The sequence below is a fragment of the Streptomyces saintjeani genome (genome assembly GCF_055409605.1).
Genome location: NZ_CP189624.1, coordinates 1,886,904 through 1,912,456 on the forward strand (window position 1 = coordinate 1,886,904; position 25,553 = coordinate 1,912,456).

At 70.7% G+C, this 25,553-nt stretch carries 20 protein-coding genes; 14 read left to right on the top strand and 6 right to left on the bottom strand.

Annotated features, from left to right (window positions below; genetic code table 11):
• Positions 1 to 191: 191 nt before the first annotated feature.
• From ACQCO7_RS08385 to ACQCO7_RS08400, 4 genes are all read right to left on the bottom strand, one after another.
• Positions 192 to 1,106 carry a LysR family transcriptional regulator gene (locus tag ACQCO7_RS08385; RefSeq protein WP_464071216.1) on the bottom strand — a complete coding sequence of 305 codons (915 nt, stop codon included), beginning with the start codon at positions 1,104 to 1,106 and terminating at the stop codon, positions 192 to 194.
• 63 nt (positions 1,107 to 1,169) lie between these two features.
• Positions 1,170 to 1,739 carry a helix-turn-helix domain-containing protein gene (locus tag ACQCO7_RS08390; RefSeq protein ID WP_464071217.1) on the bottom strand — a complete coding sequence of 190 codons (570 nt, stop codon included), beginning with the start codon at positions 1,737 to 1,739 and terminating at the stop codon, positions 1,170 to 1,172.
• Positions 1,740 to 2,052: 313 nt separating this feature from the next.
• Positions 2,053 to 3,855: an ABC transporter permease/substrate binding protein gene (locus ACQCO7_RS08395; RefSeq protein WP_464071218.1), complete on the bottom strand. Its 1,803-nt coding sequence runs from the start codon at positions 3,853 to 3,855 to the stop codon at positions 2,053 to 2,055.
• On the bottom strand, positions 3,848 to 4,879 hold the full coding sequence (locus tag ACQCO7_RS08400; protein WP_464077175.1) for a quaternary amine ABC transporter ATP-binding protein: 1,032 nt from the start codon (positions 4,877 to 4,879) through the stop codon (positions 3,848 to 3,850). Before ACQCO7_RS08400 ends, ACQCO7_RS08395 begins: the two co-directional genes overlap by 8 nt.
• Before the next feature lie 205 nt (positions 4,880 to 5,084).
• Here ACQCO7_RS08400 and ACQCO7_RS08405 point away from each other — a divergent pair, with 205 nt between their 5' ends.
• From ACQCO7_RS08405 to ACQCO7_RS08415, 3 genes are all read left to right on the top strand, one after another.
• The gene (locus ACQCO7_RS08405) at positions 5,085 to 6,011 is read left to right on the top strand and encodes a 5'-3' exonuclease (protein WP_464071219.1); all 927 of its coding nucleotides are present in this window, start codon (positions 5,085 to 5,087) and stop codon (positions 6,009 to 6,011) included.
• A gap of 173 nt (positions 6,012 to 6,184) precedes the next feature.
• Positions 6,185 to 7,024, top strand: a complete 840-nt coding sequence (locus tag ACQCO7_RS08410; protein WP_464071220.1) for a siderophore-interacting protein — start codon at positions 6,185 to 6,187, stop codon at positions 7,022 to 7,024.
• A gap of 139 nt (positions 7,025 to 7,163) precedes the next feature.
• On the top strand, positions 7,164 to 8,669 hold the full coding sequence (locus ACQCO7_RS08415; protein ID WP_464071221.1) for an amino acid permease: 1,506 nt from the start codon (positions 7,164 to 7,166) through the stop codon (positions 8,667 to 8,669).
• A 3-nt stretch (positions 8,670 to 8,672) separates the two neighbouring features.
• Here ACQCO7_RS08415 and ACQCO7_RS08420 read toward each other — a convergent pair whose 3' ends face one another.
• On the bottom strand, positions 8,673 to 9,263 hold the full coding sequence (locus ACQCO7_RS08420) for a GNAT family N-acetyltransferase (RefSeq protein ID WP_464071222.1): 591 nt from the start codon (positions 9,261 to 9,263) through the stop codon (positions 8,673 to 8,675).
• 86 nt (positions 9,264 to 9,349) lie between these two features.
• Between ACQCO7_RS08420 and ACQCO7_RS08425 the strand changes: the two genes are divergently transcribed.
• The 11 genes from ACQCO7_RS08425 to atzF all read left to right on the top strand — a co-directional run bounded on the left by ACQCO7_RS08425 (position 9,350) and on the right by atzF (position 22,672).
• On the top strand, positions 9,350 to 10,312 hold the full coding sequence (locus tag ACQCO7_RS08425) for a pseudouridine synthase (RefSeq protein WP_464071223.1): 963 nt from the start codon (positions 9,350 to 9,352) through the stop codon (positions 10,310 to 10,312).
• Positions 10,313 to 10,347: 35 nt separating this feature from the next.
• Positions 10,348 to 10,965 carry a TetR/AcrR family transcriptional regulator gene (locus ACQCO7_RS08430; RefSeq protein ID WP_464071224.1) on the top strand — a complete coding sequence of 206 codons (618 nt, stop codon included), beginning with the start codon at positions 10,348 to 10,350 and terminating at the stop codon, positions 10,963 to 10,965.
• A gap of 270 nt (positions 10,966 to 11,235) precedes the next feature.
• Positions 11,236 to 12,909, top strand: coding sequence for an ATP-binding protein (locus tag ACQCO7_RS08435; protein WP_464071225.1), 1,674 nt, complete (start codon positions 11,236 to 11,238; stop codon positions 12,907 to 12,909).
• Complete coding sequence (locus tag ACQCO7_RS08440; RefSeq protein ID WP_059047605.1) at positions 12,906 to 13,313, top strand: roadblock/LC7 domain-containing protein; 408 nt, start codon at positions 12,906 to 12,908, stop codon at positions 13,311 to 13,313. Before ACQCO7_RS08435 ends, ACQCO7_RS08440 begins: the two co-directional genes overlap by 4 nt.
• Complete coding sequence (locus ACQCO7_RS08445; RefSeq protein ID WP_464071226.1) at positions 13,310 to 13,720, top strand: DUF742 domain-containing protein; 411 nt, start codon at positions 13,310 to 13,312, stop codon at positions 13,718 to 13,720. Before ACQCO7_RS08440 ends, ACQCO7_RS08445 begins: the two co-directional genes overlap by 4 nt.
• On the top strand, positions 13,701 to 14,321 hold the full coding sequence (locus tag ACQCO7_RS08450; protein WP_464071227.1) for a GTP-binding protein: 621 nt from the start codon (positions 13,701 to 13,703) through the stop codon (positions 14,319 to 14,321). The genes ACQCO7_RS08445 and ACQCO7_RS08450 overlap by 20 nt, the downstream gene beginning before the upstream one ends.
• A 35-nt stretch (positions 14,322 to 14,356) precedes the next feature.
• Positions 14,357 to 15,817: a cytochrome P450 gene (locus ACQCO7_RS08455; protein ID WP_464071228.1), complete on the top strand. Its 1,461-nt coding sequence runs from the start codon at positions 14,357 to 14,359 to the stop codon at positions 15,815 to 15,817.
• Between the two features lie 217 nt (positions 15,818 to 16,034).
• Positions 16,035 to 16,859: an urea amidolyase associated protein UAAP1 gene (locus ACQCO7_RS08460; RefSeq protein WP_464071229.1), complete on the top strand. Its 825-nt coding sequence runs from the start codon at positions 16,035 to 16,037 to the stop codon at positions 16,857 to 16,859.
• Positions 16,856 to 17,470: an urea amidolyase associated protein UAAP2 gene (locus ACQCO7_RS08465; RefSeq protein WP_464071230.1), complete on the top strand. Its 615-nt coding sequence runs from the start codon at positions 16,856 to 16,858 to the stop codon at positions 17,468 to 17,470. Before ACQCO7_RS08460 ends, ACQCO7_RS08465 begins: the two co-directional genes overlap by 4 nt.
• Positions 17,467 to 21,030, top strand: coding sequence for a 5-oxoprolinase/urea amidolyase family protein (locus ACQCO7_RS08470; protein WP_464071231.1), 3,564 nt, complete (start codon positions 17,467 to 17,469; stop codon positions 21,028 to 21,030). The genes ACQCO7_RS08465 and ACQCO7_RS08470 overlap by 4 nt, the downstream gene beginning before the upstream one ends.
• A 16-nt stretch (positions 21,031 to 21,046) precedes the next feature.
• Positions 21,047 to 22,672, top strand: a complete 1,626-nt coding sequence (gene atzF / locus ACQCO7_RS08475) for an allophanate hydrolase (RefSeq protein ID WP_464071232.1) — start codon at positions 21,047 to 21,049, stop codon at positions 22,670 to 22,672.
• 75 nt (positions 22,673 to 22,747) lie between these two features.
• On the opposite strand, the gene ACQCO7_RS08480 is transcribed toward atzF, so the two are convergent.
• Complete coding sequence (locus ACQCO7_RS08480) at positions 22,748 to 25,552, bottom strand: DEAD/DEAH box helicase (protein WP_464071233.1); 2,805 nt, start codon at positions 25,550 to 25,552, stop codon at positions 22,748 to 22,750.
• Position 25,553: the final 1 nt, after the last annotated feature.

Consider the following 25,553-nt stretch of genomic DNA (forward strand, 5'->3'; position numbering starts at 1 on the left):
CGAAGGACACCGCAAGGAACCCCCCGGCCACACCAACGCCCCAAGGGGCGCGGGGCTGCATCACCATGCGGCTCCGCCGCGCGGGCGCGACCAACCACGACGAACCCTCACCCCCCACCCCACAGAACCCCCCACCTCAAACCTCGCCCCTCCAACAAACCGAGTCGGGTGGGTGGGTGGGCAAAGGCATCTCACCCCCGAGTCAACGCCAACAACTCCCGCGCAGGCCCCACCGGCCGATGCCCAGCCCGCCACACCGCCCTCAACTCCCGCCCCAACGCCACCCCTTCCACCGGCACGGACACCAGCCTCCGCATCGCCAGCTCCTCCCCCACCACCAGCTCACTCAGTACAGCGGGCCCGGCCCCACTCACCGCCGCCGCCTTCACCGCGGTCGTCGACGACAACTCGATCAACGGCCGAAGAGCCAGCCCACCGAGCGCCGCGTCCAGCACCTGCCGGGTCCCGGACCCCTTCTCCCGAAGAATGAGAGGGGTCGCGGCCAACTCCTCCCCCCGCAGAGGCTTCCGCCGCCGCCCCCAGGGATGCCCGGGCGCGACGACGACGATCAACCGGTCATGCCCGATGACGGCGGAATCAAGCCCCGCAGGCAGACTCAGCCCCTCCACGAACCCGAGATCGACCTCGTCCGCCAACAGCTGCTCGGCCACAGCGGCGGAGTTCCCCGCGAGCAACGACACCGCCGTATCGGGCCGTTGAGCGCGAAGCGCCAGCAACCACCCCGGCAACAGATACTCGGCGATGGTCATGCTCGCGGCGACCCGCAACCGGGAGTCCCGCCGGTCCCGAAGCGCCTGGGCCCCGACGTCGAACGCCTCGGCGGCCTCGACGATCCGCCGAGCCCAGTCGGTGACAAGGGCACCCGCATCGGTGAGCCGAGACCCGCGAGGAGACCGGTCGACGAGCGCGACCCCGAGCTGCCGCTCCATGGACCGAACCCGGCTGCTGGCGGCAGGCTGCGTGATCCCCAGTTCGCGCGCGGCGGCCCCCAGACTCCCCACCCGGGCAACGGCGAGCAACAGCTCAAGGGCGCCAAGATCAGGCACCCGATGGGAAAGGGGAACCACCACACCGTCGCTGCTCATAACATCAGCTTATGCCCAGAGCCCCCATAACCCCAGGTCAACCCCACAGAACCCCCGCCCCGCCTACCGCTGCTTCCCACCCCGCACAGCCTCGATGTGCTCGGCGACGGCCACGACCAGAATCCGCGTATCGGGAACGGTGGCCCGCCACCGATGCCGGACCCCGCCGGTCAGATACAGCGTGTCCCCCCGCCCGAGCCGATAGGCCCGCCCCTCCGCCTCGACCTCGACGGCACCGTCGGCGACGTACATCAACTGGTCGTTGCGGTACTGGAATTCACGCCCGGCGTCATGGTCGCCGGTGATCTCGGTGGCGTGCATCTGATGATGCCCCCGGACGAGTGACCGGGACCGGGGAAGGCCCGCGTCCTCCCCCTCGTCGGCGCGGACGACGTCGACGCTGCAAGCGGGATCGGCGGCGGCGAGCAGCTCGACGGCGGTCGTACGGAGCGCGTCCGCGACCTTCTCCAGGGACCCCGTGGAGGGCCGGGCCCGGTCGTTCTCGATCTGGCTGAGAAACGGCACGGACAGCCCGCTGCGCTCGGCGACAGCCGCCAGCGTCAGTTCGAGCGCATGCCTCCGACGCCGTACGGCCGCCCCCACGCGCAGGGGCCGTTCCTTGTGGTCGCCCATAGCTCCGGCTCCCTCCTCCAGCTCGTCGGTCCGCGTCGCCGTGCACACGCCGTCTGATGAGTTCTCTGCACCCTACGCATGTTCCGCAAACCGTTTCATGTGCCCGTCACATCGACGACACACCCCGTGACGCCCGACGCACGGGTTCGCGCCAGTGGATCACACCCACAAAGCCCGCGGAAACGGTCCCCGACCCCCCGGCGGGTCGCGAGCGTACGCCCCGTACGCCCCGAAGTCACCCGTCCGGCTCCCGCGGGGGAGGCCGAAGGGTGACTTCGGGGTACGGCATAGCTCTGCGTGGTTGGCCGAATCCTTACCGTGCCGCAGCGGCCTCGCTCCGCACCGGAGCCCACTTCTCCACCAGCCCGGGGTTCGCCTTGAGCCAGGTGCGTACGGCGTCCTGCTCCTTGCCCTTCCCGGACTTCTGGAGCTGCGCCTCCAGGGACGTCAGCTGCGCCTCGGTCATCCTGAACTCCTTGAGCCAGCGCGCCACTTCGGGCTGGTCCGCCGCGAACCCGGACCGGGCGACGGTGTGCACGTGATCGCCCTCGCCCCAGGCCCCGCGCGGGTCGGCCAGCTTCTTCAGCCCGTACTGGCTGTACGCCCAGTGCGGCGACCACAGCGTGACGACGATCGGCTGCTTGCGCGCGTACGCCCGCTTCAGCTCGGCCAGCATCGCCGGGGTCGAGCCGTCGACGACGTCGTACCCGTCGAGCCCGTACTCCTCGACGACCTTGTCCTTCAGCAGCCCCATCATCCCGGCGCTGGGCTCGATCCCCACGATGCGCCCGCCGAACTCCGAGGCCCGGCTCCTGAGATCGGCAAGGGAGTCGACGTCCTTCACGTACGACGGGACGGTCAGCTCCAGGGACGTCGGGCCGTACCAGGCGCCGAGGTCGTCGAGCCGGTCGCCGTACTTCTTCCAGTACTCGGCGTGGGTGGTCGGCAGCCAGGAGTCCGTCTGGAAGTCGAGCTGGCCGGTGGCGAGGCCGGTGTAGAGGGGTCCGGCGGCGTACTGCGTGGTCGTCACCTCGAAGCCGCGCTCCTGGAGGATCTCCTTCCACAGGTACGTGGACGCGATCCCCTCGTCCCACGGGATGTAGCCGATCCTGATCTCCTGCCCGCGCCCGACGTCCGTCCCCGACGCGTGCGCCGGAACCCCGTTCCCGCCGAACACCCCGAGCCCGCCCGCGACGACCGCGAGCACGGTCACGCAGGACATGGCCACGGCCGGACGCGGCCGGTACGTCCACGCGCTCCCCTTCGCCTTCGCCGCCGCCCGGCGTCCGAGCGGCGAGAGGCGGGTGCCGAGCGCGCCGGTCATCCGGTCGAGGTAGATCGCGAGGACGACGATCCCGAGCCCGGCCTCGAACCCGAGCCCGATGTCGAGCTGGCCGATGGCCTCGTTGACGGCGCCGCCGAGTCCGCCCGTGCCGACCATGCCCGCGATGACGACCATGGACAGGCCCAGCATGATGACCTGGTTGACGCCGGCCATGATGGTCGGCAGGGCGAGCGGCAGCTGTACGCGGAAGAGGGTGTCGCGGGGCGTCGTACCGAACGCCTCGGCGGCCTCGACGAGTTCGGCGTCGACCTGCCTGATCCCCAGCTCGGTCATCCGGACGCCCGGCGCGACCGCGAAGACGAGGGTCGCGACGACCCCGGCCGGTACACCCATGCCGAAGAAGAGGATCGCCGGGATCAGCAGGACCATCGACGGCATCGTCTGGAGCAGGTCGAGCACCGGCCGCAGCGCCGCGCTGACCGCCTTGGAGCGCGCCGCCCACACGCCGAGCGGGAGGGCGATCACCAGCGCGATGAAGGTCGCGACCAGTACCAGCGAGAGCGTCGACATCGACTTCTCCCACAGGTCCAGCGAGTCGATCAGCGCGAACCCGGCGAACGACAGCGCGCCCGCCGTGAGCCCGCGCAGCCACCAGGCGAGGACGGCGAGGATGCCCGCGAGCAGCAGCGGCTCGGGTGCGTTCAGGACGCCGTCGAGGACGTCGTACAGGCCCTCCACCACGGCCTTCACCGCGTCGAACAGCCAGGCGAGATGGTTGACGAGCCAGTCGACACCGGAGTCGACCCAGTCACCGAGGCGCAGCCTAGGCATGGGTACCCGCCTCCTCGGCCATGACCCCGACCAGCAGGTCCGACGTGACGACCCCGACGACCGTCCCCGCGTCGTCGAGCACGGCCACCGGATGATCGACGCGCGCGCAGATCGCGCACAGCTCCGTGAACGGCGTCCCCGGCGTCACGGTCTCGCACGAGCAGTCCGTCTCGTGCGCGTCGGTGTCCATGACGGCGGACGCGGTCAGCACGCGCGAGCGGTCGACGTCCTGGATGAAGGAGGCGACGTAGTCGTCCGCCGGGCGCAGCAGGATGTCCTCGGCGGTGCCGTTCTGGACGATGCGGCCGTCGCGCATGACGGCGATCCGGTCGCCGAGGCGCATCGCCTCGTTGAGGTCGTGGGTGATGAACACGATGGTTTTCTTCAGGGTCTTCTGGAGCGTGAGGAGCTGGTCCTGCATGTCGCGGCGGATCAGCGGGTCGAGCGCGCTGAACGACTCGTCCATGAGGAGGAGGTCGGCGTCGGTGGCCAACGCGCGCGCGAGGCCCACGCGTTGCTGCATACCGCCGGACAACTCGTCGGGCCAGGAGGACTCCCAGCCCTCCAGGCCGCACAACTTCAGCGCCTCGGTGGCGCGTCGCTCGCGCTCGGGGCGCGGGACGCCCTGGACGGCGAGGCCGTACGCCGCGTTGTCGAGGACCGTGCGGTGGGGGAAGAGCGCGAAGTGCTGGAAGACCATGGAGACCTTCCGCGCACGCACCTCCCGCAGCGCGCGGTCGTCGAGCGCGGTCAGGTCCTGGCCGTCGAAGCGGACGTGCCCGGCGGTCGGTTCCAGGAGGCCGTTCAGCATCCGCAGCAGCGTCGACTTGCCGGAGCCGGACAGGCCCATCACGACGAAGATCGAGCCGGGCTCCACGGTGAAGGACGCGTCGATGACGGCGGGCATGGCGCCGTCCGCGCGCAGCTCCTCGCGGGTCTCCCCCTTTCTGAGCCGCTCGACGGCGGCGTCCGGTTTTCTGCCGAACACCTTGTAGATCCGGTCTGCCTCCAGCGTGGCTGACACGCGCACCTCTCCGGTCGGGGACATGGTCGGGAGCGCAACGGGTTGCCGAGTACGCAACCGGCACCGCTCCGAGGGCGCGCCTGCCCGGACCTTTTCCGGCCAAACCCACAGGTGTCCCAGGTCACAGAGGTGCACACCTGTCTCACGCGGCCACGGGGGTGAACGCGGACGGGTCGCTGTCAGTGCCGTGCGGCATGATGCGGGGGTGACCGGACGACTGATGCTTCTCGACACCGCCTCCCTCTACTTCCGCGCCTATTTCGGCGTCCCGGAGTCCGTGAAGGCGCCGGACGGGACGCCCGTGAACGCGGTGCGCGGCCTCCTGGAGTTCATCGACCGGCTGGTCAAGGACCACCACCCCGACGAGCTCGTGGCCTGCATGGACGCCGACTGGCGCCCCCAGTGGCGGGTCGACCTCATCCCGTCGTACAAGGCGCACCGGGTCGCCGAGGAGCGTGCGGCCGGTCCGGACGCCGAGGAGATCCCGGACACGCTGTCCCCGCAGGTGCCGATCATCGAGGCGGTGCTCGACGCGGTGGGCATCGCGCGGGTGGGGGTCGAGGGGTACGAGGCGGACGACGTGATCGGCACGTTCACGGCGCGCGCGAAGGGGCCGGTGGACATCGTCACCGGGGACCGCGACCTGTACCAGCTCGTGGACGACGTACGGGGAGTCCGCGTCCTGTACCCGATCAAGGGCGTCGGCACGCTCCAGATCACCGACGAGGCCGTGCTCCGCGAGAAGTACGGGGTGGACGGGCGCGGGTACGCGGACCTGGCGCTGCTGCGGGGCGACCCGAGCGACGGGCTGCCCGGGGTGCCGGGGATCGGGGAGAAGACGGCGGCGAAACTGCTGGCCGAGTTCGGGGACCTGGCCGGGATCATGGCGGCCGTGGACGACCCGTCGGCGAAGCTGACGCCTTCGCAGCGGGGGCGGCTCGACGAGTCGCGGCCGTACGTCGCCGTCGCGCCGAAGGTCGTGCAGGTCGCCGGGGACGTACCGCTGCCCGAGGTGGAGACGGCGTTGCCGCGGGGGGCTCGGGACGGCGAGCTGGTGGCGGCGCTGGGTGCGCGGTGGGGGTTGGGCGGGTCGCTGGGGAGGTTGCTGGGGACGTTGGAGGGAACCCGGTGAGGTGACGGATTTCCCGTTCCGGAAGTCATGTTCTCGCAAAAAGGAGGGGCGTTCCCGCAGGTGGGCGGGGATCGTGCGGGAACACGCAAACAAGCCCCCTGGCGAAGGGGGCGAGAGTGGGGGGAGTGATGCTAACTTAGGTAAACCTAACCATAACAGCATGGGAGGCCGTCATGTCAGAACGTCCGGCACGGAAGCCGCGGAAGCCCCACTCCGCGCGGGTCGTCCGCACTGAACGGCTCACCCCGCACATGCAACGGGTCGTGCTCGGCGGCGAGGGACTGGCCGAGTTCGCGGCGGGCACCTGCACCGACCACTACGTCAAGATGCTGTTCGCCCCCGAGGGCGTCTCCTACCCGGAGCCCTTCGACATGGAACGCATCCGCGAGGAACTCCCCCGCGAACAATGGCCGGTGACCCGCACCTACACGGTCCGCCACTGGGACGCGGAACACCGCGAGCTGACCCTCGACTTCGTCCTGCACGGCGACGAGGGGCTCGCCGGGCCCTGGGCGATGCGCGTCCAGCCGGGCGAGACCGTCCACTTCATGGGACCCGGCGGCGCCTACGCCCCCTCCCCCGACGCCGACTGGCACCTCTTCGCCGGGGACGAGAGCGCGCTGCCCGCGATCGCCGCCGCGCTTGAGGCGCTGCCCGCGGGGGCCGTCGCCCACGCCTTCATCGAGGTCTCCGGGCCCGAGGAGGAGCAGAAGATCGACTCCGACATCGAGGTCACGTGGCTGCACCGGGGTGAGCGGCCGGTGGGCGATCTGCTCGTCCCGGCCGCACAAGGGCTTGAGTGGCCCGAGGGGCGCGTGCACGCCTTCGTCCACGGCGAGGCGCACTTCGTGAAGGAGCTGCGGCACCTGCTGCGCGTCGAGCGCGAGTTGACCCGCGAGGACCTGTCCATCTCCGGGTACTGGCGGCTCGGGCACGACGAGGACGGATGGCAGGCGTCGAAGCGGGAGTGGAACGCGCGGATCGAGGCGGAGCAGGAGACTCCGGCGGCGTGAGGCCCTGACGCCCGGGGGCCCGTGAGGAGTTGGGTCCGTCTCGGACATGCCCGCGTGACGCGTACGCAACAGCACTTCCCTAATTTCTGTCACCCGACAGGAATACGTGCTGGAGCACGCGCCCAAGGCAGGTGCCGCCGTGACGACCACCCCTCCCCTCCCCGACCTCCACCCCACGACAGCTCACCCCTCCGACTCCCTGGCGGAGTTCGGCTACCGCCAGGAACTGCACCGCAGCCTCGGCCGGTACGCCTCCTTCGCCGCCGGGTTCTCCTTCATCTCCGTCCTCACCACCGTCTTCCAGTTCTTCGCGTTCGGGTACGCGTTCGGCGGCCCCGTCTTCTTCTGGGCCTGGCCGGTGGTGCTGCTCGGCCAGCTCGCGGTGGCCGCCTGCTTCGCCGAACTCGCCGCGCGGTACCCGATCTCCGGGGCGATCTACCAGTGGTCGTCCCGGCTCTCCACGCCCGCGTTCGGCTGGTTCGCGGGCTGGATCATGGTGATCGGCCAGATCGTGGTGGTCGCCGCGGCGGCCCTGGCCCTCCAGATGGTCCTCCCCGCGCTGTGGTCCGGCTTCCAGCTCATCGGCACGGACCCCGCCCCCACGTCACCCGACGGCGCGGCCAACGCGGCGCTCCTGGGCGTGGCCCTCCTCGCCCTGACGACCGTGGTCAACGTCCTGGACAATCGTGTCCTGTCCGCCGTGAACCGCGTCGGCGTCACCGCGGAGATCATCGGCGCGATCCTCATCGTCGTCCTGCTCCTGACGCACTCGGAACGCACCCCGACGATCACGTTCGAAACCACCGGTCACGACGGGGTGCTGGGCGCCCTCCTCGTCGGCTCCTTCACCGCCGCGTACGTCATGATCGGCTTCGACAGCGCGGGCGAGATGAGCGAGGAGACCCATCACCCCCGCCGCACGGCCCCCCGCACGATCCTCACGGCCCTCACCGCCGCCGGCCTGCTGGGCGGCCTGATCGTCCTCGCCGGCATCCTCGCCGCCCCCAGCCTCACGGACGGCCGGCTGGCGACGGACGGCCTGAGCTACGTCCTGACGAGCAGCCTCGGCGACGGGGTGGGCAAGGCGCTGCTGGCGGACGTGGTGGTGGCCATCGCGGTGGCCACCCTGGCCATCCAGACGTCCGCCTCCCGCATGCTCTTCTCGATGGCCCGGGACGGCCACTTGCCGCTCGCGCGAACCCTGTCCCGCGTCAACCCCCGCACCGGCATGCCGACGGCCCCCGCGGTGACCGTGGGCACCCTCGCGGCGGCCCTGCTCCTGCTCAACTTCACGTCCCCGGAAGCGTTCCTGGCGATCGGCACGACCTGCATCGTCATGCTGTACCTGGCCTACGCGATGGTCACGGGCCCGCTCCTCGTCCAGCGCCTGCGCGGCACCTGGGCCCACTCCGAGGGCACGGACGAGACAGGCGCCCCCTTGTTCTCCCTGGGCCGCTGGGGCCTCCCGGTCAACGCGACAGCGGTGACGTACGGCGCCTTGATGACCGTCAACCTCGCCTGGCCCCGGGCAGCCGTGTACGACCCGGAGGGCGGTCACTGGTACTTCCAGTGGTTCACGGTGCTGTTCCTGGGGGCGACGGTGGCGCTCGGGGTGGCGTACCGGGCCCGGCGCCGGAAGGCGTGACGCTCAGGGGGCCGGGTCTCCCTGCACCCGCGCGTGGAGGTGCATGTCGTGCCACCCGTCGGCGTGGAGGCCCGCGCCTCGCCTGGTGCCCTCCAGGGTGAAGCCTGCCTTTTCGGCGACCCGGCAGGAAGCGTTGTTGGCGGTGGCGTGCTGGAGTTCCAGCCGGTGGAACCCGACCTCGTCCAGGGCCCACCGGCTCAGTACGGCGGTGGCCCGCGCGGCCACGCCCCGCCCCCGGGCCTCGGGGGCCGTCCAGTACGCCATCTCGGCGAGGCCGTCGTCGAGCACGATCTCCCTCAGCGCGACCCGCCCGAGCAGCGCATCGGTGCCAGCGTCGGCAACCGCCCACTGAGCGTTCCTCTCCCCCGACCACTGCCCCCGCCACTCCTGCACCCACCCCCCGGCCTCCTCCAGCGACCGCGCCGCCCGCAGGTGCCACCGGTGCATCACCGGGTCCTGGAAAACGGCGTGCACAGCAGGTACGTCCCCCGCCTCGAAGGGCCGCAGCAGCAGCCCGTCCGCCGTGGGCAGGCGAGGCTGGGGACGGCTGGAGAGGGTCCCGGCGGGGAGCACTGGGGCGGTGAGAAAGGGCATACGCAGATCCTGCCGGGGATGCCTGCCGGGATGCAGAGGTTTTTGACGGACAAGGCCCGCACCCCCACCCCGTACCCTGACCTGCCATGAGACGCCGTCGTACCCCCGCCCCTCCCTCCCCCCTCCCCCAGCGGGACGGTGTGGACCCGGTCCGGGTGCGGCTGCCTGGGGAGGGGACGTGGGGGACGGTTCAGGAGTACCTCGTCGGGCGACTCAGCGGGGCCGGAGAGGGTGTCGTCGAGGGCCTGTTCCGGAGAGGTGAGATCGTCGGCGTCGATGGGCAGGCCCTGGACGGGGACAGCCCCTTCGCGCCGGGGGCGTACGTGTGGTTCCACCGGGACGTCCCGCCCGAGATCCCCGTACCCTTCGCCATCGACGTCGTCTACCGCGACGCCCACCTCCTCGTCGCCGACAAGCCCCACTTCCTCGCCACCACCCCCCGAGGCAGCCACATCACCCAGACGGCGCTGGCCCGTCTCCGCAAGGGCCTAGGCATCCCCGCCCTCGGCGCGGCCCACCGTCTGGACCGGCTGACAGCCGGCCTCGTGATGTTCACGGTCCGTCCGCAGGACAGGGGCGCGTACCAGACGCTGTTCAGGGACCGGAAGATCCGGAAGGTGTACGAGGCGGTGGCCCCCCGCACCCCGCGCGAACCCCTCCCCCGCACCCTGAGTTCCCGCATGGAGAAACCCCGCACCTCCCTGACCACGCTGGAGATCCCGGGCCCCCCGAACGCGATCACGCACATCACCGAGACAGCGCACCGCGAGAACCTGGCCCGGTACCGCCTGACCCCGGAAACGGGCCAGACACACCAACTCCGCGTACACATGGCGTCGTTGGGGATCCCCATCCTGGGCGACCCCTTGTACCCGGAGGTCCAACCCCCCATCCCCCCGACGGACTTCCACCGCCCGCTCCAACTCCTCGCCGGAGAACTCCACTTCACGGACCCGGTCACGGGCAGGGAGCACCACCTGTACAGCAGGCGCACGCTGGAGGCGTGGGAGGAGTACGAGGAGTGGTCCGGGGGAAGCGCCCCGGCATAAAGGGCACGAGAACGCACGTGTGCGAGGATCCCCTCATGGCGACAACCCCAGGTGGACGGCGTGTAGGACGCCCCCGGGCGGTGGAGCGCGCGGGACGCGGCGCGGACCCCCGGCGGGAACTGCTGACGGCCGCGGCGGAACTGTTCACCGTGAAGGGGTACGCGGCGACGAGCACGAGGGCGGTGGCGGAGCGGGCGGGAATGCGCCAGGCGACGATGTACCACTACGTGTCCGGCAAAGAGGAACTGCTCGCGGAGCTGCTGGAGTCGACGGTGTCCCCGTCGCTGGCGTACGCACGGACGCTGCTCGCGAAGGAGCAGCCTGCCAGGGACCGCCTGTGGGAGCTGTGCCGGGCGGACGTGGAGGTGCTGTGCGGCGGCGAGCACAACCTGGGCGGCCTGTACCTGCTCCCCGAGGTGCGGGGGGAGCGCTTCGCGGGCTTCAGGGAGTCCCGGGATGAACTGAAGGCGGCGTACCGGGCGTTGGTGGCGGAGGCGACGTCCCTGAAGGACGGCGAGCTGAGCCTCCGTACCGACCTGGTCTTCGGCCTGATCGAGGGCGTGATCCTGGTCCACCGCTCGGACCCGGACCGCCCGGTCTCCGAGTTCGCGCGGGCGACGGCCGACGCGGCGCTGAGGATCGCGGGCGCCTGAACTCCCGTACGCACCGCCCGGGTTCACCCGCCCCGGCGTCAACTCTCGTACGCCCGTACCCGGTCACCGTACGCGTTCGAACGATTCCGCAGCGCGCAAACCGAACGACCATACCCCCACAGGGGGATCCCTTTCAGGCGGTTGCCGAACATGACCCGGCGTTGATCCGGTCGGACTAAGCTCGCCCACGGTGCGCCGAGTTGAGATGTATTCGTGCGCTTGTTCCCGAATATTCTGAAGATGCGGACAATTCCCGACAGAGGGTCCCTCATGGTGAGTGCTCAGTCCTCCACGCAGTCCCCGCCCGGACGTGAACGCCCCTTCGCCCGGGTGCTGTTGCCCCCGGCGATACTGATGACCGCGGTGAGCGGGGCGGCCCTCGCGCTGGTCCCGCGGTCGGCTCGGGTCGCGGTCGGCGTGTGCGGGGCCGTGGCCACGGTGCTGGTGGTGATGACGGCGGTGGAGGTGGTCCGGCGCGGACGCCGGCTACGGGAGCTGCACGCGGACGCGGAGCGCCGCACGGCCGCGCTGGAGCGGCGGATCGAGGCGTACGCGGACCTCAACCTGAGAGTCGTCGAGGACCACATCCCGACGGCGGTGAAGGTGCTGAGGGCGGGCAACTCCCCCCGGGAAGTGGTCCAGTTGATGCCGGACATCGACCCGACGTTCCGCGACCTCGACCGCGCCCAGGCGGGCGTCGTCACGCGGGTCCTGGACATCGTCGAGCACCAGGAGAACCTCCGGGACTCGGCGCTGCGGTCGTACACCTCGGTCGCCCGCCGCATCCAGGCGATCGTGCACCAGCAGAACGACGAGCTGCTGGAGATGGAGTACGACCACGGCAACAACCCGCACGTCTTCGACGACCTGCTGCGCATCGACCACGGCACGGCGATGATCGGCCGCCTCGCGGACTCGGTCGGCGTCATCGGCGGCGGCAGGCCGAGCCGCCAGTGGCCCGCGCCGGTGCCGCTGTACAGCGTGCTGCGCGGCGGCATGTCGCGCATCCTGGAGTACCCGCGGATCAAGCTGGAGTCGATCGCGAAGGTCAACATCCGGGGCATCTCGGTGGAGCCGGTCATCCACGCGTGCGCCGAACTCATGGACAACGCCACGCGGTTCTCCCCTCCGGCGAGCACGGTCCACGTGAACGCGATCGAGGTGCAGACCGGCATCGCCATCGAGATCGAGGACGCCGGCGTCAGCCTCAGCGAGGAGGGCCGCGCCCGGGTCGAACGCATCCTGGAGGACGCCAAGCGCGGCGAGGACATCCACGACGACGGCGGCGCCCCGCAGCTCGGGCTCGCGGTGGTGGGCCGGCTGTGCACGACGTTCAACATGCAGTGCTCGCTGCGGGTCTCGGCGTACGGCGGGGTCCGCGCCGTCCTGATCGTGCCCGCCGAGATGCTCACCGAGGGCCCGGAGACGATCTACGCGCACGGCATCGGCGCGGGCGCCACCCCGACCCTCGACCTCGGCGGCGTCAAGGGGCCGCAGCGCAGGCCGAAGAAGCGCCGGCCGACCAGTCCCCGGCTGCCCGAGGGGGTGTCCATGGAGGAGGAGACCCCGGAGGTCACCGAGTGGACGGCCGAGGGGCTGCCGCAGCGGCGCAGCAAGGCCGTCGTCTCCATCCTCGACTCCTACCCGGAGGCATACCGGCGCCAGCTCGCCGAGGAGGCCGCCGAGAAGGCCGCCGCCGAGCGCGGCGAGCCGGTGGCGGTCGACGAGGAGGAGGAGATGTGGGCAAAGGCCGCCGCGCGCGTGCTGGCCAAGCCCGCGCCGAGCGGTCCCGCGCCCGGCCTCGGCTTCGAGGCGTTCTGGGCGGGCCTGAAGGACAACACGCCCGAGGGCGTCCACCCCACCGACTTCACCCGCAATCCCACCGCATACCTGCACCTGATCGACGACAAGGCCACGGCCGACGACGAAGGGGACCCGACGTGATCAAGCAGCGCGCCAACTTCGACTGGATGCTCAAGGAGCTCTACAGCGGCGTCCCGGGCATCGAGATGATCGTGGTGCTCTCCGCCGACGGGCTGCGCATCGCCCGCTACGGCGGCGACCCGGACGCCGCCGACCGCGTCGCCGCCGCCTGCGCGGGCCTCCAGAGCCTCGCCGGGGCCGTCGCCGAGGAGATCCCCACCGTCCGGGGCGACATGAAGCTCGTCGTCATCGAGATGGACGGCGGCTACTTCTACCTGATGGCCGCGGGCGCCGGGGCCTTCCTCGCCGTCCTGTCCGACGTGCGCTGCGAGCCGGGCGCGATGAGCCTGCACATGCGCGACCTCGTCGTACGCATCGGATCGCACCTCACGAGTCCGCCCCGGCACAAAGGGCAGAGCGTATGACTCCTCCGCAACGCCGGCGACGCGGCGCCCTGCGCACCCTGCCCCGGCCGGCCGAACCGGCGGCGGGCGGGGACGGGAAGGAGAAGAAGGCCCCCGAACGGCTCTACACGATCTCGGACGCCGACGGCGAGCGCGCTCCCCTCGACCTGGTGACGCTCGTCGTGGCGCGGACCGAGCCGAACTCCTCGACCGGCCCCGAGCGGACGGTGGTGCTGCGGATGTGCGCGACGCCGCTGTCCCTGGCCGAGGTGTCCGCGTACCTCTCGCTGCCGTTCAGCGTCGTGTCCGTGCTGATCACCGACATGCTCGCGGCCGGACTCCTCGACTCGCGCGCGCCCGTCGTCCGGCAGAAGATCCCCGACCGGTCCCTCCTCGAAGCGGTGATGCATGGACTTCAACGCCTCTGACACGCTCCCCGGCCCACGCGCCGAGGACCGGCTCCCGCACTCCACCGCCGCCGCCGCGAAGATCGTCATCGTGGGCGGGTTCGGCGTCGGCAAGACCACCATGGTCGGCTCCGTCAGCGAGATCAGGCCGCTGACCACCGAGGAGACCATGACGCAGGCCGGGATCGGCGTCGACGACGACTGCGGCTCCGAGACGAAGACCGCGACCACCGTCGCCATGGACTTCGGGCGCATCCGCATCAGCGACGAGTTCGTGCTCTACCTCTTCGGGACGCCCGGCCAGGAGCGGTTCTGGTTCCTGTGGAACGGGCTCTTCGAAGGGGCGCTCGGGGCGGTCGTCCTCGTCGACACCCGGCGGATGGACGTGAGTTACGAGGTGATGGGGCGGCTCGAAGAGCGCGGGGTGCCGTTCATCGTCGGCGTCAACACCTTTCCCGACGGGCCCCGTTACCCGATTCCCGTGCTGCGCGGGGCACTCGACCTGCATCCCCGGATCCCGATCATCGAGTGCGACGTACGGCGGCGCGCCTCCAGCCGGGACCTCCTGACGACCCTCATGGCCTTCCTCAACACCCTTCTGGACAACGGCGCTCTCGTCTGACGCCGCCGTCCACGTCATGAAAGCGACCTCTTCCCGTGACGTCTGACCACACCACCACCGAACCCCCCGTCGGCTGCCCCGCCCACGGGCGCGGTGCGGGGGGACTGACCCGGCTGTTCGGGCCCGGCTCCGAGGATCTCAACGCGCTGTACGAGCGGTTGCGCGAGGAGCACGGGCCCGTCGCACCGGTCCTCCTCCACGACGACGTACCCGTCTGGATCGTCCTCGGGCACGCCGAGAACCTGCACATGGTGCGCTCCCCCACGCACTTCACCCGCGACAGCCGGATCTGGACGCCGCTCGTCGAGGGGCAGGTCAAGCCCGACCACCCGCTGATGCCGCACATCGCCTGGCAGCCCATCGCCTCGCACGCCGAGGGCGACGAGCACAAGCGGCTGCGCGCCGCCGTCAAGGCGTCCATGGAAGGGCTCGACGACCGGACGCTGCGCCGGTACATCAACCGGTCCTCGCAGCGGCTCGTCAACGAGTTCTGCGAGAGCGGGAAGGCCGAGCTGGTCTCGCAGTTCGCCGAGCATCTGCCGATGGCCGTCATGTGCCACGTCCTCGGCATGCCCGAGGAGTACAACGACCGGCTCGTGCACGCGGCCCGCGACGCGCTCAAGGGCACCGAGACGGCCATCGCCAGTCACGGGTACGTCATGGACGCGCTCAGCCGGCTGACCGCCCGCCGGCGCGCCGAACCCTCCGACGACGCGGCGAGCAAGCTCGTCACGCACCCCGCGAAGCTCACCGACGACGAAGTCCGCGAACACCTGCGGCTGTTGCTGTTCGCCGCGTACGAGGCCAGTGTCAACCTGCTGTCCAGCGTGCTGCTCCAGGTCATCATCGACCCGCGCTTCTACGCCAGGCTCAACGGCGGCCAGATGACGGTGCCCGAGGCGGTGGAGCAGTCCCTGTGGGACCACCCGCCGTTCAGCACGATCTTCGCCTACTTCGCCAAGGTCGACACGGAGTTGGGCGGGCAGCGCATCCGCAAGGGCGACGGGCTCCTCTTCGCGCCGGCCCCCGCGAACGTCGATCCCCTGATGCGGCCCGACCTCTCGGCGAACATGCGCGGGAACCGGTCCCACCTGGCCTTCGGCAGCGGCGCGCACGAATGTCCCGGCCAGGACGTGGGCCGCGCGATCGCCGACGTGGGTGTCGACGCGCTGCTCTTCCGCCTGCCCGATGTCCAACTCGACTGTCCCGAGTCCGAGTTGCGCTACACCCAGTCCATCTCCTCCCGGCATCTGGTGTCGTTGCCGGTCCACTTCGACCCGAAGCCGCAGCAGGACATCACGCACAAGCCGAGCCATGCGAACTTGCCTCAGCCTCGGGGGAGTTGGCCGTTGCCGGTGCGGCGGAAGACAGTGGAGGAGAAGGCTGCGGTGGAGGAGCCGGCGGTACCGGTTGTCACGCCGGCGAGCCCTCCGACGGGCGAGGAGCGGCGGCCGGGGGTGTGGCGGCGGGTGCTGACGTGGTGGAGGGGGTACTGAGAGGGACGCGGGGTTTCAGGGGGCGGCATGCACGGCGGCGGTATGCGCGGCGGCCCCCAGAAAGGGGACCGGCAGGGGCGGCGGGGGCGAGGAAAAATTTGCCCCCGCCGCACCCGTGAGCCCCCCGCAACCCCGCCGAAACCCCCGGGCAATCCCCCCGAATCCCCCGGCCTCTAATTTCTGTCGAGCGACAGAAACCGCCCGCCCGGAGGCCCTCATGGCAACAGCCACCCCGCACGGAGCCCGCGCCCACGCCAGAGCCCAGGAGGGCACGAAGGCAGCGGCCATGCCGGTGATACCGGCGAGAGAATGGCCGCAACCACCCTGCGAGGCAGGCCATTTGACGTGGGCGGAGACGGTGGCTGGAGGCAGCTACACGCACCGCACCCTGGCGAGGGGAACGGACCTGCGCCTCACGGACCTGGCAGGAGACGCGTGCGCGCACATCCTCCTGTACGCCGACACCCGCCCGTGGGAACGCCTGAACGTGGCGGACACGGTGAAGGTCCAGTGGAACGCGTACCTCACGGAGGGCACCCTCCTCCTCTCGGACCAGGGAAGGGTCCTGGCGACGATCACGCAGGACACGTCGGGACGGCACGACGCCCTGTGCGGCACGTCGACTCTCGTACGGAACAAGGCCCGTTACGGCGACGGCACCCCCCAGTCACCCACCCCCGCGGGCAGGGAACTCCTGAAACTCGCGGCGGCGAAGAACGGCCTGGACCCCAGGGACCTCCCCCCGTCGCTGTCGTTCTTCCAGGGCGTACGCATCCAGCAGGACGGCACCGTCGACTTCACCGGCTCCGCAGGCCCCGGCGCCGGCATCACCCTCCGCACGGAACAGGACGTGACGATCCTGATCGCGAACGTCCCCCACCCGTCGGACCCCCGCGAGGACTACACCAGTACCCCCCTGGAGGTACTGGCCTGGCGCGCAGCCCCCACGACGGAACAGGACCCCCTGTGGACATCCACCCCGGAGGCCCGCAGAGCGTTTCTCAACACCTCGGAGTTCCTCACGGCAAGGGGTCAGGCATGACGGTGGTAGCCCCCCGGTCGGCATGGTCGGCGACGGTACGCAAGGGCGAGTCCCTCACGATCACGGACCTGCACGGCAACCAGGCGGTCGACTTCCTGGTGTACGACGCCCAGGACACGACGATCCGCTACAGCGCCCCGGACACGATCCACGCACAGGGCAGCATCTTCCTGACGACGGGAAGCGTGCTGCTGTCGAACGAACACACCCCGCTGATGACGGTGACGAGGGACGACGTGGGCCGCCACGACACGGTGGGCGGCGCCTGCTCGAAGGAGTCGAACACCCTCCGCTACGGCCACCACACCTGGTCCCAGCACGCGTGCGTGGACAACTTCCTCGCGGAGGGCGCCAAGTACGGCCTCGGCAAACGGGACTTGGTGTCGAACATCAACTGGTACATGAACGTCCCGGTGGACGAGGACGGCGCGCTGGGCATCGTCGACGGCATCTCCTCCCCCGGCCTCCGCGTGACCCTGCGGGCGGAACGCGACGTCCTGGTCCTCGTCTCCAACTGCCCCCAGATCAACAACCCGTGCAACGGCTTCGACCCGACGGCGGTGGAGATGACGATCGAAGAGGCGCCAGGCGAAGAGGCGGGACAGGCATGACCTTCGACACCCTCCTCATAGCCAACCGGGGCGAGATAGCCGCCCGCGTCATCCGCACGGCACGCCAACTCGGCCTGCGCACCGTCGCCGTGTACTCCGACCCGGACCGCGCGTCCCCCCACGTACGCCTCGCCGACGAGGCGGTCCGCCTGGGCCCGGCCCCGGCGAAGGACTCGTACCTGAACCCCGGCCTCGTCCTGAAGGCCGCGCAGGACACCGGCGCGGGAGCGATCCACCCCGGCTACGGATTCCTCTCGGAGGACGCCGGTTTCGCCCGCCGCTGCGAGGACGCGGGCATCGTCTTCGTCGGCCCCACCCCGGCCCACCTGGACCTCTTCGGCGCGAAACACACGGCGAGAGCGGCGGCCCAGGCGGCAGGCGTCCCCCTGGCCCCCGGCACGGACCTGCTCCCCTCCCTCGAAGTGGCCCTGGAACAGGCCGGGTCGATCGGCTACCCGGTGATGCTGAAGGCGACCGGCGGGGGCGGCGGCATCGGCATGTCGGCCTGCCGCACTCCCCAAGACCTCACCGCCGCCTGGGAGTCGGTGCACCGCGTGGCCGCCGCCTCCTTCTCCTCGGCAGGCGTCTTCCTGGAACGCCTGGTGGAACACGCCCGCCACGTCGAGGTCCAGGTCTTCGGCGACGGCACCGGCAAGGTCGTCACCTTCGGCGACCGCGACTGCTCCCTCCAGCGCCGCAACCAGAAGGTGATCGAGGAAGCCCCGGCCCCCGGCCTCCCGGACCACATCAGACACCAACTGACCACCAGCGCCCACGACTTGTGCGCCTCGGTCGCCTACCGATCGGCGGGCACCGTCGAGTTCGTGTACGACGCGACCCGCGAGGAGGCGTACTTCCTGGAGGTCAACACCCGCCTCCAGGTGGAACACCCGGTCACGGAGGAGATCTACGGCGTCGACCTGGTCGCCTGGATGCTGCGCCTGGCCCAGGGCGACCGGGACATCGTCCGCACCCCGCCGGAACCACGCGGCCACGCCGTCGAGGCCCGCCTCTACGCCGAGGACCCCACCCGCGAACACCGCCCCAGCGCGGGCCTGTTGACGCGGGTCGCCTACCCGGACGGCGTACGCGTCGACGGCTGGGTGGAGACCGGCACGGAGGTGACGACGTCGTACGACCCGATGCTCGCGAAGGTCATCGCGCACGGCACCGACCGCGCCGACGCGCTGCGCCGCCTGTCCGAGGCGCTGGCCGGCACCAGGGTGGACGGCATCGAGACGAACCTCGGCCTGCTGCAAGCGGCGCTGGAGCAGGGCGAGTTCAGGTCGGCGGCCCACTCCACGGCGACCCTGACGACGGTCACCGACCCGACGCCCCGCATCGAGGTCGTGTCCGCCGGGACGCTCACGACGGTCCAGGACTGGCCCGGCCGCACCGGGCACTGGCAGGTGGGCGTTCCTCCGTCGGGCCCGATGGACGACCGCTCGTTCCGGGCCGGCAACCGCGCGCTGGGGAACCCGGAGGGCACGGCCGGGCTCGAATGCACGCTCCAGGGCCCGGAGTTGAGGTTCACGCACACGGCGCGGGTGTGCGTGACGGGCGCACCGGCGCCGGTGACGGTGGACGGTGCAAAGGCGCCGCAGTGGGAGCCGGTGACGGTGCCGGCCGGGGGCGTACTGAAGGTCGGCGCCCCGGCGGAACACGGGCTGCGGACGTACGTACTGTTCGCGGGCGGCCTGGACGTACCCCCATTCCTGGGCAGCGCAAGCACGTTCACGCTGGGACGGTTCGGCGGGCATGGCGGGAGGGCGCTGCGGCCGGGGGACGTGCTGCACGGCGGGACGCTTCCCGGTGAGGAGCACCGCGAGCCGGCGACGGGCGAAGCGGCGGCCCCCACCCCGGCCCCGGAAACCCCCCGCCCGGTCAACTCCCCCGCCTTCACCTCCACTTGGCACATCGCCGTCACCGAAGGCCCCCACGCCGCCCCGGAGTTCTTCACCGAGGCCGACATCCACGACTTCTACGCCGCCGACTGGAAAGTCCACTTCAACTCCGCCCGCACCGGCGTCCGCCTCGTCGGCCCCAAACCCCGCTGGTCCCGCACCGACGGCGGCGAAGCCGGCCTGCACCCCTCCAACATCCACGACACCCCGTACTCCGTGGGCGCCGTCGACTACACCGGCGACATGCCGGTCCTCCTCGGCCCGGACGGCCCCTCCCTCGGCGGCTTCGTCTGCCCGGCGACCGTCCACTCCACGGAACGCTGGAAGCTGGGCCAGCTCCGCCCGGGCGACACGGTCCGCTTCACCCCGGTCGACCCGACGGGCGCCGCCCGCGCGGAGATCGTGGACGGCGGCATCCTGGCCCGCGAGGGCGACGTCACCTACCGCCGCAGCGGCGACGACAACCTCCTGGTCGAATTCGGACCTCTGCAGCTGGATCTGGCGCTGCGCATACGCGTCCACGCCCTCATGGAAGCGGTGACGCGGGCGGCGATCGAGGGCGTCACGGACCTCACCCCGGGCATCCGCTCCCTCCAGATCAAGACGGACCCGGGCCGCCTCCCCCTGCCCGAACTCCTCGCCCGCACACGTGAGTTGGCTTCAGCGCTCCCGCCCACGGACCAACTCACCGTCCCCTCCCGCACGATCCACCTCCCCCTCTCCTGGGACGACCCCGCCACCCGCGAGGCCATCGCCCGCTACATGGCCGGCGTCCGCGACGACGCCCCCTGGTGCCCCTGGAACATCGAGTTCATCCGCCGCGTCAACGGCCTCCACACCCCGGACGACGTCCACCGCACGGTCTTCGACGCGGAGTACCTCGTACTCGGCCTGGGCGACGTCTACCTGGGCGCCCCGGTCGCCACCCCGCTCGACCCCCGCCACCGCCTGGTCACCACGAAGTACAACCCGGCCCGCACCTGGACCGCCGAGAACTCCGTCGGCATCGGCGGCGCCTACCTGTGCGTCTACGGCATGGAGGGCCCCGGCGGCTACCAGTTCGTCGGCCGCACCACCCAGGTCTGGTCCCCCTGGCAGCAGCGCGGCGCCTTCGAACCCGGCAAGCCGTGGCTCCTGCGCTTCTTCGACCGGATCAGGTGGTACCCGGTCGACGCGGACGAACTCCTCGACCTGCGTGCCGACATCACGTCCGGCCGCTTCGTCCCCCGCGTGGAGGAGGGCATGTTCTCCCTGGCGGAGTACGAGCGCTTCCTCACCGAACACGCCGACTCCATCGCGGAGTTCAGACGCACCCAGCAACACGCCTTCGCCGCCGAACGCCAAGCCTGGGAAGAGGCGGGCGAGTTCGCCCGGGCCGAAGCCGCCGACGCACCCCCGCCGCCCCCGGCCCGCATCGAGATCCCGCCGGGCGGACGCCTCATCGAGGCCGAATTCGCGGCGTCCGTCTGGCAGTTGAACGTCCAGCAAGGCGACAGGGTCACGACGGGCCAGCCCCTCCTGGCCCTGGAGGCGATGAAGATGGAGTCACGCGTCAACGCCCCGACTCCCGGAATCGTCCACGAGATCCTGACCAGACCCGGCGACCAGGTGGAAGCTGGAACAGCACTCCTGATCCTGACCCCGGCCGTGAACTGAAAGAGGAGCACCTCCCATGCTCATCACCCGAGTCCGCGCGGCCTACGCCCGCATCGACGCCGTGGACCGCCCGGAGATCTGGATCACCCTGCGCCCCCAGGCTGAGGTGGAGGCGGAGGCCCAGTCCCTGGAGACCCGCCTCGCGTCCGGCGAGCACCTCCCCCTCGCCGGCCGACTCCTCGCCGTCAAGGGCAACATCGACGTGGCCGGCCTCCCCACCACGGCCGCCTGCCCCTCGTACGCGTACGACCCCCCGGCCGACGCCCCCGTGGTCGCCCGCCTCCGCGCCGCCGGCGCCCTCGTCCTCGGCACCACGAACCTCGACCAGTTCGCCACGGGCCTGGTCGGCACCCGCTCCCCGCACGGCGCCGTACGCAATGCCCACGACCCGGCCCGCATCAGCGGCGGCTCCAGCTCGGGCTCGGCGGTCGCGGTGGCCCTGGGCATCGCGGACCTGGCCCTGGGCACGGACACGGCGGGCTCCGGCCGGGTCCCGGCGGCCTTCAACGGCATCGTCGGCCTCAAACCGACGAAGGGCCTGGTCCCGACGGACGGCGTGGTCCCGGCCTGCGCCTCCCTGGACTGCGTGACGGTCTTCGCCCGCACCCTGCGAGAAGCCGAACAGGCCCTCTCCCACATGATGACCACCCCGAGCCCCACCCCACCCCGAGCCCCGGGCCCCTGGCGCATAGCGATAGCCACCCCCGACCACCTGGGCCCCTTGGACGAAGGCTGGCAAGAGGCATACGACGCGACAGTCCACCAACTCCGGTCCGCAGGCGCCGAGATCCGCACCCTCGACCTCACCCCGTTCACGGAAGCGGCGGCGATGCTCTACGAGGGCGCCTTCGTCGCCGAACGCTACACAGCGGTGGGTGAGTTCATCGAAAAAGCCACCCCCGACCTGGACCCCACGGTAGCCACGATCATCACCAGGGCCCGGGACATCCCGGCCCACCAACTCTTCGCGGACCAGGCGAAACTGGCAACACTCCGCACCCAGGCCCTGAAGGAACTGGCAGACGCGGACGCCCTGTTGCTCCCCACCACCCCAACCCACCCCACGTTGGCGGAAGTAGCGGCAAACCCCTTCACCACCAACGCCCACCTGGGCCGCTTCACCAACTCCACCAACCTCTTCGACCTGGCAGCAGCGGCGATCCCCGCAGGCAAGGTGAACGACCTCCCCTTCGGCGTGATGCTGATAGCCCCGGCCCACACGGACGAACGCCTGCCCAGAATCGCGGAGCTGCTGACGAAAAACGTCCAGCTGGCGGTAGTAGGCGCCCACTTGACGGGCCAGCCCCTGAACCCCCAACTCCTGTCCCTGGGAGCGGTCCTGGACCGCACGACAACAACAGCCCCGACCTACCGCCTACACGCCCTGAACACGACCCCACCAAAGCCGGGTTTGGTCCACGTAGGCGAAGGAGGAGCAGCCATAGAGACGGAGATCTGGAGCATCCCCCCAGAGGGCCTGGGCCACCTCCTGTCAGCACTCCCCCACCCGATGACGCTGGGCAAGGTAGACCTGACAGACGGCACCCAAGTCACGGGTTTCCTCTGCGAACCAGCAGCGCTGGAAAACGCAGAGGACATCACGACGTATGGAGGCTGGCGCTCATATCTGAACAGGCGCTAGAGCAACGCCCCGTCTTTTTAGGGGCGCGGGGAACTGCGCGACCAGCCACAGTCAACCCGCGCCCGCCGCCAAACCTCACCCCACCGACGAATAGGCGACAACCCCCCGCAACACCCCCTCAACAGCCTTCCGCGCAGCCTTGGGCACCGTAGACCCCTCAGCCGGAGCCGCCGCAGCAACCTGCCCCAACACATCGATCACCTGCTTACACCACCGCACAAAGTCCCCCGCAGGCATCTCCGCCTCCCGAAGCACCTCGTCCAGCCCACTCCCGGAAGCCCACTGATAAACAGCCCAGGCGAACCCGAGATCCGGCTCCCGCTGCCCGACCCCCTCTGTCTGACTGATCTTGAACTCTTCCTCCAGCGCGTCCAACCGCCCCCAGATCCGCACCGTCTCCCCCAGCGCGGCCTTGGCCGCCCCGGACGGCACCTTGGGAGCCATCGCGTCATCGCCGACACGGGCCTCGTACACCAACGCGGAAACGCACGCGGCGAGTTCGGCGGGCGACAGCCCTTCCCAGACCCCGGCCCGCAGACACTCACTGGCCAGCAGATCGAGCTCACCGTACAACCGGGCCAACCGCCGCCCGTGCTCGGTGACTTCGTCCCCGCGCAGATAGTCCAGCTCGGTCAGCAGCGCGACGATCCGATCGAAGGTCCGGGCGATGGTGTTGGTCCGCCCCTCGATCCGCCGCTCCAGCTGGGACGTGTCCCGCAGCAACCGGTGATACCGCTCGGCCCACCGCGCATGATCCTCGCGCTCGGCGCACCCATGACAGGGATGCGCCCGCAGCTCCGCCCGCAACCGGGCGATCTCCCGGTCGTCGGCGGCCTGGGCCCGCTGCTTACGGGCCCGCTCGGGCGGAATATGCCCGGCCTTGGTCCGCAGTGCGGACGCGAGATCCCGCCGGGACTGGGGCGAGCGGGGATTGAAGGTCTTGGGAATCCGCATCCGGTCGAGCGCCTCGACCGGCACCGGGAAGTCGATGGAGGCGAGCCGCTTGACCTGCCGCTCGGCGGTCAACACCAACGGCCGGGGCCCGTCATGGTGCTCGAACCCCCGATGCCCGTTGGCCCGCCCCGCGGGCAGCCCCGGATCGAGAACGAGCGCGAGCCCGGCGTACTTGCCGGTGGGCACATGGATGACGTCACCGGGCTTGAGCCGCTCCAGCGCGACCGCGGACTCGGCACGCCGCTGAGCCACCCCCTGCCGGGCCAACTCGGTCTCGCGGTCCTTGAGTTCGCGCCGCAGCCGGGCGTACTCCTCGAAGTCCCCGAGATGGCAGGTCATCGACTCCTTGTACCCGTCGAGCCCCTCCTCGTTGCGCTGGACCTGCCGGGAGATCCCGACGACCGACCGGTCGGCCTGGAACTGCGCGAACGACGTCTCCAGCAGCTCCCGCGACCGGTGCCGACCGAACTGCTCGACGAGGTTGACGGCCATGTTGTACGACGGCCGGAAACTCGACCGCAGCGGGTACGTCCGCGTCCCCGCGAGCCCCGCGAGGTGCTCGGGGCTCATGGCCCGCTGCCACAGCACGACCGCGTGCCCCTCGACATCGATGCCCCGCCGCCCGGCCCGCCCGGTGAGCTGCGTGTACTCCCCCGGCGTGATGTCCGCGTGCTGCTCGCCGTTCCACTTGACGAGCTTCTCCAGGACGACGGACCTGGCGGGCATGTTGATGCCGAGCGCCAGCGTCTCCGTAGCGAAGACGGCCTTGACGAGCCCACGCACGAACAGTTCCTCGACGACCTCCTTGAAGGTCGGCAGCATGCCGGCGTGGTGCGCGGCGATGCCCCGCTCCAGGCCCTCCAGCCACTCGAAGTAGCCGAGGACGTGCAGGTCCTCGCGAGGAATCGCGGCCGTGCGCTCCTCGACGAGCGCACGCACCTCGGCCCTCGACTCGTCGTCGTTGAGCCGCAGTCCGGCGTACAGACACTGCTGTACGGCGGCCTCGCAGGCGGCGCGGCTGAAGATGAAGGTGATCGCGGGGAGCAGGCCCTCGGCGTCGAGCCGCTCGATGACCTCGGGGCGGCCCGGCGTCCACACGCGCGAGCGCGAACGGCGTTCCCGCTCCCGGTCGGCCTCCCGCATCCGGCCGCGCTTGCGGTCCTGGTACGACGGCTTGGACGCCTCCATGCGCGCGAGCCGGACGAGGTCGGGGTTGACGGCCTTCTTGCTGCCCTCGCCCTCCTCGAACAGGTCGTACATCCGGCGGCCCGCCAGCACGTGCTGGAACAGGGGGACGGGACGGTGCTCGGAGACGATGACCTCGGTGTCCCCGCGGACGGTGTCCAGCCAGTCGCCGAACTCCTCCGCGTTGGACACCGTCGCGGACAGCGAGACCAGGGTCACCGACTCGGGGAGGTGGATGATCACCTCTTCCCACACGGCGCCCCGGAACCGGTCGGAGAGGTAGTGCACCTCGTCCATCACCACGTACCCGAGGCCCAGCAGTGTCTGCGAGCCCGCGTACAGCATGTTCCGCAGCACCTCGGTCGTCATCACGACCACCGGCGCGTCGGAGTTGACGCTGTTGTCGCCCGTCAGCAGCCCGACCTTGTCCGCGCCGTAGCGACGGCACAGATCGGCGTACTTCTGGTTGGAGAGCGCCTTGATGGGGGTCGTGTAGAAACACTTCTTCCCCTGCCCGAGGGCCAGATGGACGGCGAACTCGCCGACGATCGTCTTTCCCGACCCCGTAGGAGCGGCGACCAGCACCCCCTTCCCCGCCTCAAGCGCCCGACAGGCATCGATCTGAAAAGCATCGAGCCCGAACTCATACATCTCGCGGAACCCGGCCAGCGCGGTCGCCTGCTCGACAGCACGCCTGCGCGCCGCCGCATACCGCTCAGCCGGGGAGAGGTCCTCTGTCATC

Excerpts from the sequence above, each read along its gene's own strand:
- ACQCO7_RS08435 (WP_464071225.1), top strand. The coding sequence starts at position 11,236 with ATGGTGAGTGCTCAGTCCTCCACGCAGTCCCCGCCCGGACGTGAACGC.
- ACQCO7_RS08430 (WP_464071224.1), top strand. The coding sequence starts at position 10,348 with ATGGCGACAACCCCAGGTGGACGGCGTGTAGGACGCCCCCGGGCGGTG.
- ACQCO7_RS08395 (WP_464071218.1), bottom strand. The coding sequence starts at position 3,855 with ATGCCTAGGCTGCGCCTCGGTGACTGGGTCGACTCCGGTGTCGACTGG.
- ACQCO7_RS08480 (WP_464071233.1), bottom strand. The coding sequence starts at position 25,552 with ATGACAGAGGACCTCTCCCCGGCTGAGCGGTATGCGGCGGCGCGCAGG.
- atzF (WP_464071232.1), top strand. The coding sequence starts at position 21,047 with ATGCTCATCACCCGAGTCCGCGCGGCCTACGCCCGCATCGACGCCGTG.
- ACQCO7_RS08410 (WP_464071220.1), top strand. The coding sequence starts at position 6,185 with ATGTCAGAACGTCCGGCACGGAAGCCGCGGAAGCCCCACTCCGCGCGG.
- ACQCO7_RS08450 (WP_464071227.1), top strand. The coding sequence starts at position 13,701 with ATGGACTTCAACGCCTCTGACACGCTCCCCGGCCCACGCGCCGAGGAC.
- ACQCO7_RS08470 (WP_464071231.1), top strand. The coding sequence starts at position 17,467 with ATGACCTTCGACACCCTCCTCATAGCCAACCGGGGCGAGATAGCCGCC.
- ACQCO7_RS08465 (WP_464071230.1), top strand. The coding sequence starts at position 16,856 with ATGACGGTGGTAGCCCCCCGGTCGGCATGGTCGGCGACGGTACGCAAG.
- ACQCO7_RS08420 (WP_464071222.1), bottom strand. The coding sequence starts at position 9,263 with ATGCCCTTTCTCACCGCCCCAGTGCTCCCCGCCGGGACCCTCTCCAGC.
- ACQCO7_RS08390 (WP_464071217.1), bottom strand. The coding sequence starts at position 1,739 with ATGGGCGACCACAAGGAACGGCCCCTGCGCGTGGGGGCGGCCGTACGG.
- ACQCO7_RS08425 (WP_464071223.1), top strand. The coding sequence starts at position 9,350 with ATGAGACGCCGTCGTACCCCCGCCCCTCCCTCCCCCCTCCCCCAGCGG.
- ACQCO7_RS08445 (WP_464071226.1), top strand. The coding sequence starts at position 13,310 with ATGACTCCTCCGCAACGCCGGCGACGCGGCGCCCTGCGCACCCTGCCC.
- ACQCO7_RS08385 (WP_464071216.1), bottom strand. The coding sequence starts at position 1,106 with ATGAGCAGCGACGGTGTGGTGGTTCCCCTTTCCCATCGGGTGCCTGAT.
- ACQCO7_RS08460 (WP_464071229.1), top strand. The coding sequence starts at position 16,035 with ATGGCAACAGCCACCCCGCACGGAGCCCGCGCCCACGCCAGAGCCCAG.